The organism is Nonomuraea sp. NPDC026600, assembly GCF_040638335.1.
Taxonomy (GTDB): Bacteria; Actinomycetota; Actinomycetes; order Streptosporangiales; family Streptosporangiaceae; genus Nonomuraea.
Genome location: NZ_JBEZYD010000019.1, coordinates 197870 through 206478 on the forward strand (window position 1 = coordinate 197870; position 8609 = coordinate 206478).

An 8609-nucleotide genomic window follows, 5' to 3' on the forward strand; every position below is an offset into this window, starting at 1 on the left:
CCATGTCGCGCATCCCCGAAGGTCAATACCGTTGGTGGCATGAAAGTCCCCCGCCCGTGGTCGGCACGCGCCTGGCTCGACACGGCGCACGTCGTGATCGGGCTGCCCGTCGGCATGGTCCTCGCCGGGCTGACCCTCGCGTGCGCCGCGGCGCCGCCCCTGATGCGCCGCGGCCTGCCGCACTTCACCCGGGTGCAGCGCTCCCGGTTCGAGGCGTTCCTCGGGGTGCGCATCCCGCCGGTGAGCTCACCGATCAGCTACCGCGACCGCAGCACCTGGCGGCAGATCAGCTACCACGTGCTCTCGCCGCTGGTGGGGCTGACCGGGGCCGTCCTGGTCGCGTTCGCGTGGGGGGCGGCCGTGGTGGGGCTGACGGCGTTCCTGCAGCCGATGCTGCAGGACCCGCCGCTGGTGTTCCGGTTCAACCTGCGGAATCCGGGCGTGGTGTCCGCCTACATGGCCGTCGGGTTCGTCCTGCTGCTGGTGGCCCCGACCCTGGCGCGGGCGATGGCGCACCTCGACCTGTCGGTGGCGCGCACGCTGCTCGGCCCCAGCCGCCACGAGCTGGGACAGCGGATCGAGACGCTGACCGAGAGCCGCGCCGGGGTGATCGACGCGGCCGACGCCGAACGACGACGCATCGAGCGGGACCTGCACGACGGCGCCCAGCAGCGGCTGGTCTCCCTGGCCATGAACCTCGGGCTGGCCCGCGCCACGCTGACCGACCTGCCCGAGCCCGCCCGCGAGGCGATCGAGCAAGCGCACGAGGAGTCCAAACAGGCGCTCAAAGAGCTGCGCGACTTCGTCCGCGGCCTGCACCCGGCCGTGCTCAACGACCAGGGGCTCGACGCGGCGCTCTCCGGCATCGCCGCGCGCGCTCCCATCCCGGTGCGGCTCCGCGTCGACATCGGCCTGCGTACTTCTCCTACCATCGAGGCGGTGGCGTTCTTCATCGTGTCAGAGGCACTCACCAACATCGCCAAGCACGCGGCGGCCACCAGAGCCCAGGTGAGCGTGGCGCGCGAGCGCGACCGGCTGTCGCTGCTCATCTTCGACGACGGCTGCGGCGGCGCCACGCTCGACGGCGGCACCGGGCTGCGCGGCCTGGTCCAGCGGATCCACTCGGTCGACGGGACGCTCCGCCTGTCCAGCCCGCTCGGCGGGCCGACCACGATCGAGGTGGACCTGCCGTGCGAGTAGTACTGGCGGAAGACTCCGTACTCCTGCGCGAGGGGCTCGTCCGGCTGCTCGACGCGGCCGGCATGCGGGTGGTGGCGGCCGTGGACGACGCTGAGAGCCTGCTACGGGCCGCGGAGGAGCACCTGCCCGACCTGGTGGTCACAGACGTGCGTATGCCGCCCACCCACACGGATGAGGGCCTGCGGGCGGCCCTCGTGCTGCGCCGCGAGCACCCCGGCATGTCCGTGCTGGTCCTCTCGCAGTACGTGGAGGAGCGCTACGCCGCCCGGCTGCTCGCCTCGGCGAGCAGTGGCGGCGTCGGCTACCTGCTCAAAGACAGAGTGGCCGACGTGACCGACTTCATCGACGCGCTGCGCAGGGTGGCGGCGGGCGGCACCGCGCTGGACCCGGAGGTCGTCTCCCAGTTGCTGCTGCGCGGCCACAGCGACCCGCTGGACCGGCTGACGCCCAGGGAGGGCGAGGTGCTCAAGCTGATGGCGGAAGGCCGCTCCAACGCGGGCATCGGCCAGGAGCTCGTGCTCAGCGAAGGGGCGGTCGGCAAGCACATCGGCAACATCTTCACCAAGCTCGACCTGTCCCCGGCCGAGGGCGACCACCGGCGGGTTCTCGCCGTCCTGCAGTTCCTCAAGATCAGGAGCATGCCATGAGGGCCTTGTGGCTGAGCGCCGGCGCCGTGGCGACCGTGTTCGCGCTGCTGATCACCAGCGGCGTGCTCTGGAGCGCGTTCGCCTACGCCCGTCCACCGATAGAGACCACCAGCAGGAGCATCCCGTTCAAGCTGTCGCGGTTGAAGGTGATCGTGGCGCGCGGAAACGTGAATGTGAGCATCCATCCCGGCGAGGCCGGCGAGCTGTTTCTCGAACGGTCGCTGCGCTGGTCCAAGCAGAAGCCGGGCGTCAAGGAGGACTGGGACGAGCAGCGGACGCTGCGGCTCGACGTGTCCTGCCCTGGCATGGACCGGCCGGACGCGCCGCTCTGTCAGGCCGACTACACGCTGTTCGTGCCGGAGGAGACCGACATCGAGGCGCAGACGGCCAATGGAAGCCTCGATGTCAACGGCATCTTCGGCGACGTCCGGATGACCTCCGAGTCGGGTGAACTGCGGGTGTACGAGACCTCGGGCACGGTCTGGGCCAGGAGTGGTTCCGGCGATGTCAGGGGGATCGGGCTGTCTGGCGGCGAGGCCGACGTGGAGACCGGCTCGGGTCACATCGATCTGTCCTTCGACACCGCTCCGACAAAGGTCCGCGCGGTCGTCAGGACCAGAGGGGACGTCGCCATGGTGGTCCCCGACCTGGGCTACGACGTGACGGCGAGCGCCAAGCGGGCCGACATCGACGTCAAGAAGGACCCCACCTCGCCAAGGAAGATCACCATACAGGCGCAGAACGCTCTCGTGATGCCCTGCTGCGAGTGAGGCTGCCGTGGCTGTCCGGGGACCTGAGCATTGACATCTGTTTACTCTGGTGACTCGTTGGTAGGTTCCCGGGCATGGAGTCTGCGAAGCACGCCGGTGACGCCGCCGTCGCCGTGTCCAAGGCCTACGGTGTCGAGACCATGTTCACTCTGTCGGGAGGGCACGTCTTCCCGCTCTACGACGGCGCCGTGCACGAGGGCATGCGGATCCTCGACGTGCGCCACGAGCAGAGCGCCGTGTTCGCCGCGGAGGCCACTGCCCGGCTGACCAGGACACCCGGGCTGGCCGCTCTGACGGCGGGGCCCGGCATCACCAACGGGATCAGCGGCGTCGCGACCGCGCACTTCAACGGCTCTCCGGTGGTCGTCATGGGCGGGCGGGCGCCGCGCTCGCGCTGGGGCAGCGGCGCCCTGCAGGAGATGGACCACCCGCCCCTGCTCGCGCCGATCACCAAGCTGTCGTTCACCGCGAGCGGAGCCGACTCCATCGGCCAGGATGTCGAGTCGGCCTTCCGCACGGCCGTCGCGCCGCACCGCGGGCCGGTCTTCCTCGACTTCTACATGGACGACCTGTTCGCGCCGTCGCCCGTGCACCCGGTCGAGACGCAGAGCCCGTCCCCCCTCGAACCCGACCCCGAGTCCCTGGCCACCATCGCCAGACTGCTCACCGAGGCCGAGCGCCCGGTGCTGGTCTACGGGTCCGACGTGTGGATGGACCGGGCCGAGGAGGCCGCGCGCGACTTCGCCGAGAACTGGCGGCTGCCGGTCATCCCCAACGGCCAGGGCCGCGGCATCCTGCCCGCCGGCCACGAACTGCTCGTCACCCGCGCCCGCGGCCTCGCCTTCGCCGAGGCCGACCTGGTCGTCGTGATCGGCACCCCGCTCGACTTCCGGCTCGGCTACGGCTGGTTCGGCGGCAAGGAGGGCCGCCCGCCGGCCAAGGTCGTGCACATCGCCGACGCGCCGTCCCAGCTCGCCACGCACACGCAACCCGTCGCGTCCGCCGCCGGCGACCTCTCCGTGGTCTTCTGGAGCCTCGGTACGGCCTGCGGCGACGCCGGCCTGAAGCCCACGGCCTACTCCGGCTGGGTGTCGAAGCTGTCGGAGGCCGCCGCCGCGGCGATCGCCGGCGACGCCGGCCTGCTCGCGGCCGACTCCGACCCGATCCACCCCATGCGCATCTACGGCGAGCTCGGCAAGGTGCTCGCCGACGACGCCGTGGTGATCGGCGACGGCGGCGACTTCGTCTCCTACGCGGGCAAGTACGTCGAGCCCAAGCAGCCCGGCAACTGGCTGGACCCGGGCCCCTACGGCTGCCTCGGCACCGGCCTCGGCTACTCCATCGCGGCCCGCCTGGCCCGGCCGTCCTCGCAGGTGGTGCTGCTGCTGGGCGACGGCGCGGCCGGGTTCTCGCTCATGGACGTCGACTCGCTGGTCCGGCACGGCCTGCCGGTGGTCATGATCTGCGGCAACAACGGCATCTGGGGCCTGGAGAAGCACCCCATGCAGCTGCTCTACGGCTACGACGTGGCCGCCGAGCTGCAGCCGCAGTGCCGCTACGACCAGGTGGTGACGGCGCTGGGCGGCGGCGGCGAGCTGGTCACCCGGCCGTCGGAGATCGGGCCCGCGCTGCGTCGCGCGTTCGACTCCGGCGTGCCGTACATGGTGAACATCGCCACCGACCCCCAGGTCGCCTACCCCAGGACCACGACGGGGATCTGACTACCTGACGCCGAGCGTCGGCGTCGGTGTCGGGGTGCCCGACGGGCAGGGGCCGCCGTCGATGACGACGATCTTGACCGGCTTGTTCACCTCTAGCCACGTGCCGCCGTCGGGGAAGGTCTGGCCGATCTTCCCGCAGGCGGTGCCCTGCTCGGTGGTGGTCTGGTCGTCCATCCTGATGGTGAAGCCCACAGCCTTGATCCGCTGGGTGGCCACCGCGTACGGCAGCTCGACCACGCTGGGGACCTGCTTCTTCGTGACCTTCGTGGTCGGCGTCGGCGTGCCGCTGGGGGTCTTGGTCGGCGTCTTCTCCTCCGTCGGCTCCGGAGTGGGCGACTCTTTCTCCGTCGGCTCCGCAGTCGTCCTGGTGGGGAGCGCTGCCTGCGTGGTCGGTTTGGGCTTGGGCGTGGTGCGCTTGGGGCGCGGCGTCGTCGGGGTGCTCTTGTCGGTGGTGGGAACGGAGTTGGCCATGCCAGTCGTGCTGGTGGTCGGCCCGGGCTCGGGATCGGTCTTGATGCCCGTCAGCGCGACGGCACCGGCGCCCGCCCCGAGAACGACCGCGGCCGCGATCCCGGCGATCAGACCGCCCCTGCGGGGCGCCTTGGCAGCGCTGCGACGGGCGCTCTGCCGCGGCCCGGCCATCGTCTGCGCCTCCTGCCGCGCAGCCTGATAGGACCCCGTCTGATGCGAACCCGCCTGACGCGATCCTGTCTGGTGCGGACCGGCTTGGTACGACCCTGTCTGGTGCGGACCTGCCTGGTAGGACCCCGTCTGCTGCGGACCCCCCTGACGGGACCCCGTCTGATGCGGCCCGGACTGGCGAGATCCTGTCTGGTACGCCTCCATCGGCGCGGCCATGGTGGCACCCGTCACCGGCGACGCCGGCTCGGGAGCGAGCGTCTCGCCGGCCGCGATCTTGCGTGCCGTCTCGCTCATCGCCCTGGCCGTCGGGTAGCGGGCGAGCGGATCCTTCGACAGGGCCCGCTCGACGAGCGTGCGCACGGACCGGGGGATGTCGGAGGGCAACGGCGGGGGCGCCTCACGGATGTGCTTGAGCGCGATCGTGACGGCGCTCTCGCCGTCGAACGGCCGCTGCCCCACCAGGCACTCGTAGGCCACCACGCCCAGCGCGTAGATGTCGACCGCGGGCGTCACCGGCGCGCCCTCGGCCTGCTCGGGCGCGCAGTAGGCGGCGGTGCCGAGCACCATGCCCGCGTCGGTGAGCCGGTTGGCCACATCCGAGCGGGCGATGCCGAAGTCGGTCAGCACGAGCGTGCCGTCACGCTGGACCAGCAGGTTGCCCGGCTTCACATCACGGTGCACGATCCCCTGTTCGTGCACCGCCTGCAGCGCCGAGGCCGCCTGCGCGATCAGCTCCATCGCCGGCTGCGGCGGGATCCGGCCCAGCCGCATCAGCAACCTGTCGAGCGCCTCCCCGTCGACGAACTTCATCACCAGATAGACGGTGTCGCCGCTCACGCCGTAGTCGTAGACATCGACGACCCCCGGATGATTGATCGTCGCCATCGCCCTGGCCTCGGCCTGGAAGCGCGCGACGAATCCGGGATCGTCCATGCGGCCGGGCAGCAGCACCTTGACGGCGACAGTGCGCGCCAGCACGATGTCCTCGCCCCGCCACACCTCGCCCATGCCGCCGGCGCCAATGCGGGTGTCCAGGCGATACCGCCCCGCCAGCGTCGTCCCTTGGGCTACCATGACTCCCCCGTTACCCCCCTGCCTCTATAACCTCTCCCACCCCAAGGTTCAACCAAGCGAAGTTGTGTCGCGGTGAGGTAACGCAGAGGTCACGGAACTTCGAGAGTGTACGACTCACGAGTCCCACGTGCCACTTGAATGCCGTAAGCCCTACAAACTCTATCCTGCGGCCTTCTGACCTCACTTGTCCGCGTTTCCGGGAGATCAGGGCTCTTGACAGGGGCCCATTGTGATGATCGCAGTAGGCTGGCGGCATGACGCTCGCTCCGGGGCTCCGCGCCCAGCTGCTCATCCTGGTCGAGATGTCGGACACAGCGCAGGAGATCGGCAGCGGTGACGTCCCGGTGCTCGCCACTCCGCGGCTTCTCGCGGTCGCCGAGATGGCGACGCTCCAGGCAGTGCGTCCGCATCTCGCTCCCGGCGAGACGACCGTCGGCACCCGCGTCGAGCTGGCGCACCTGGCGGCCAGCCCGCTGGGCACGCACGTGCAGATCACCACCGAGCTCACCGAGGTCGACGGCAGGCGGCTGGTCTTCGGCTTCGAGGCCCGCGACGAGCGGACCGTCGTCGGGCGGGGCACGATCGAGCGAGTGGTGGTCGATCGCGCCAAGTTCCTCGACCGCGCCACCCGCTGAGGCCTTCTTGACGAGCGGCTACTCGATGACGGCGATCAGGTCGCCTTCCTGGATCACGTCGCCCTCGCTGACCTTGAGCTGCACGAGCACGCCGTCGTCCTCGGCCAGGACCGGGATCTCCATCTTCATCGACTCGAGGATGACCAGCGTGTCGCCCTCGGCGACCGTCTGACCCTCCGAGGCGACGACCTTCCAGACGTTCGCCACCATCTCCGCGCGTACCTCGGCCACCGCGACTCCCCTCTTCCAATGAGCTAACAATGCCATGTGCGCTAGGCGCGCATCCGCCCGACCAAGCCCGTGTCATAGTCGCCGCTGACGAACTCCGCGTCGTCCAGCAGCTCGGCACAGAACGGGAGGTTGTTCTTGGGTCCTTCGACGACGAAGCCCGCGACGGCCTCGCGACCGGCCCGCAGCGCCTCGGCCCGGCTCGCGCCGAAGACGCAGAGCTTGGCCATGAGGGGATCGTAGAACGGCGTGACCGTGTTGCCCTCCTCATAGCCGGAGTCCACCCGGACGCCCTCGCCGACCGGCTCCCGCCATGCGGAGATCTTGCCGGGCCCCGGGAAGAACCTCTTCGGGTCCTCGGCGTAGACGCGGAACTCGATGGCGTGGCCGCTGACCTCCGGCTTCACCTCGGGACTCTCGCCCGCCGCCACCCGCAGTTGCAGCTCGACCAGGTCCAGCCCGGTGACCAGCTCGGTGACCGGGTGCTCCACCTGGAGCCTGGTGTTCATCTCCAGGAACACGAAGTCCTGCTTGTCGGCGTCGACCAGGCACTCCACGGTGCCCGCACCCAGGTAGCCGACGGCCTCGCCGGCCCGCACGGCCGCGGCCAGCATGCGCTCGCGCAGCTCGGGCGTGATGCCGGGTGACGGCGACTCCTCGACGACCTTCTGGTGGCGGCGCTGCACGGAGCAGTCGCGCTCGCCCAGAGCCACGACGGTGCCGTCCGGCCGGCCGAGGATCTGCACCTCGACGTGGCGGGCCCGCTCGATGTAGCGCTCCAGCAGGATGGCGGGCCCGGCGAGGACGTCACCCGAGGCGAACCTCTCCGCCGCCCGGGCGGCCTGCTCGAACGCCTTCGCCAGCCCCTCGTCGTCGTGGGCGACGCTCATCCCGATGCCACCGCCACCGCCGGCGGTCTTGACCATGACCGGATAGCCGATCCGGGCCGCCGCCCGCAGCGCGAGCTCCAGATCGGTGACGGGCTCCCGGGTGCCGGTCGCCACGGGCACACCCGCGTCCTCCATCAGGTTCCGGGCATTGATCTTGTCGCCCATCTGGTCGATGGCCTCGGGAGCCGGGCCGATCCACACCATCCCGGCGTCGATCACCGCTCGGGCGAACGCCGCATTCTCCGCGAGAAACCCATAGCCCGGATGAATCGCCCGCGCCCCGGTGGCCCGAGCCGCCTCCAGCACCTTCCAGGCATCCAGGTAGCTCAACTGAGGGTTGGCCGGTCCGATCAACACGGCCTCGTCGGCCTCGCGCACGAACGGGAGATCCGCGTCGGCCTCGGAGTAGACGGCGATGGCTCGTAGCCCCAGCCGCTTGACCGTCCGGATGATCCGCCGGGCGATCTCCCCTCGATTGGCGACCAGAACAGGACCCAGTGTGTCAGTAAGCACTCGCCCACCCTACGACCGCGAGGCCCCGCACCTTTTCCCGCTAAACAACGGATCCGGCGAGCCGCTTCTGTAGGAACCCTACAAGTGCGAGGCCCTGGAAACGCGCCAGAGTCGGCTCCATCTGCGTAAGACCTACAGGGACGATTGCCCACGGCACCGGTCTCACCGTCCTGCGTAGGACCTACACGGGCCATTGCCCACGGCACCGGTCTCACCGTCCTGCGTAGGACCTACACGGGCCATTGCCCACGGCACCGGTCTCACCGTCCTGCGTAGGACCTACACGGGC

General features: G+C 70.3%; 8 protein-coding genes. 5 read left to right on the forward strand and 3 right to left on the reverse strand.

The genetic code is table 11. From position 1 onward, the window contains the following. The first annotated feature begins 39 nt into the window (after nucleotides 1-39). The 4 genes from AB0F17_RS36465 to AB0F17_RS36480 all read left to right on the forward strand — a co-directional run bounded on the left by AB0F17_RS36465 (nucleotide 40) and on the right by AB0F17_RS36480 (nucleotide 4338). Complete coding sequence (locus tag AB0F17_RS36465; RefSeq protein ID WP_358032236.1) at nucleotides 40-1200, forward strand: sensor histidine kinase; 1161 nt, start codon at nucleotides 40-42, stop codon at nucleotides 1198-1200. Continuing rightward, nucleotides 1191-1847 (forward strand): response regulator transcription factor, encoded by a 657-nt coding sequence (locus AB0F17_RS36470; RefSeq protein WP_358032239.1) that lies wholly within the window; start codon nucleotides 1191-1193, stop codon nucleotides 1845-1847. Before AB0F17_RS36465 ends, AB0F17_RS36470 begins: the two co-directional genes overlap by 10 nt. Beyond that, on the forward strand, nucleotides 1844-2617 hold the full coding sequence (locus AB0F17_RS36475; RefSeq protein WP_358032241.1) for a DUF4097 family beta strand repeat-containing protein: 774 nt from the start codon (nucleotides 1844-1846) through the stop codon (nucleotides 2615-2617). Before AB0F17_RS36470 ends, AB0F17_RS36475 begins: the two co-directional genes overlap by 4 nt. Before the next feature lie 74 nt (nucleotides 2618-2691). Next, on the forward strand, nucleotides 2692-4338 hold the full coding sequence (locus AB0F17_RS36480) for an acetolactate synthase (protein ID WP_358032243.1): 1647 nt from the start codon (nucleotides 2692-2694) through the stop codon (nucleotides 4336-4338). Here the strand turns inward: AB0F17_RS36480 and AB0F17_RS36485 are convergent, their stop codons facing one another. Beyond that, a complete protein-coding gene (locus AB0F17_RS36485; RefSeq protein WP_358032247.1) occupies nucleotides 4339-6054 on the reverse strand; it encodes a protein kinase in 1716 nt (571 codons plus the stop codon). A gap of 254 nt (nucleotides 6055-6308) precedes the next feature. On the opposite strand from AB0F17_RS36485, the gene AB0F17_RS36490 reads away from it, so the two are divergent. Next, the gene (locus AB0F17_RS36490) at nucleotides 6309-6689 is read left to right on the forward strand and encodes a thioesterase family protein (RefSeq protein ID WP_358032251.1); all 381 of its coding nucleotides are present in this window, start codon (nucleotides 6309-6311) and stop codon (nucleotides 6687-6689) included. Between the two features lie 18 nt (nucleotides 6690-6707). On the opposite strand, the gene AB0F17_RS36495 is transcribed toward AB0F17_RS36490, so the two are convergent. Both AB0F17_RS36495 and AB0F17_RS36500 read right to left on the reverse strand, forming a co-directional pair. After that, nucleotides 6708-6920 carry a biotin/lipoyl-binding carrier protein gene (locus AB0F17_RS36495; protein ID WP_214640164.1) on the reverse strand — a complete coding sequence of 71 codons (213 nt, stop codon included), beginning with the start codon at nucleotides 6918-6920 and terminating at the stop codon, nucleotides 6708-6710. A gap of 41 nt (nucleotides 6921-6961) precedes the next feature. Beyond that, complete coding sequence (locus AB0F17_RS36500) at nucleotides 6962-8320, reverse strand: biotin carboxylase N-terminal domain-containing protein (RefSeq protein WP_358032254.1); 1359 nt, start codon at nucleotides 8318-8320, stop codon at nucleotides 6962-6964. Between the last annotated feature and the right edge of the window lie 289 nt (nucleotides 8321-8609).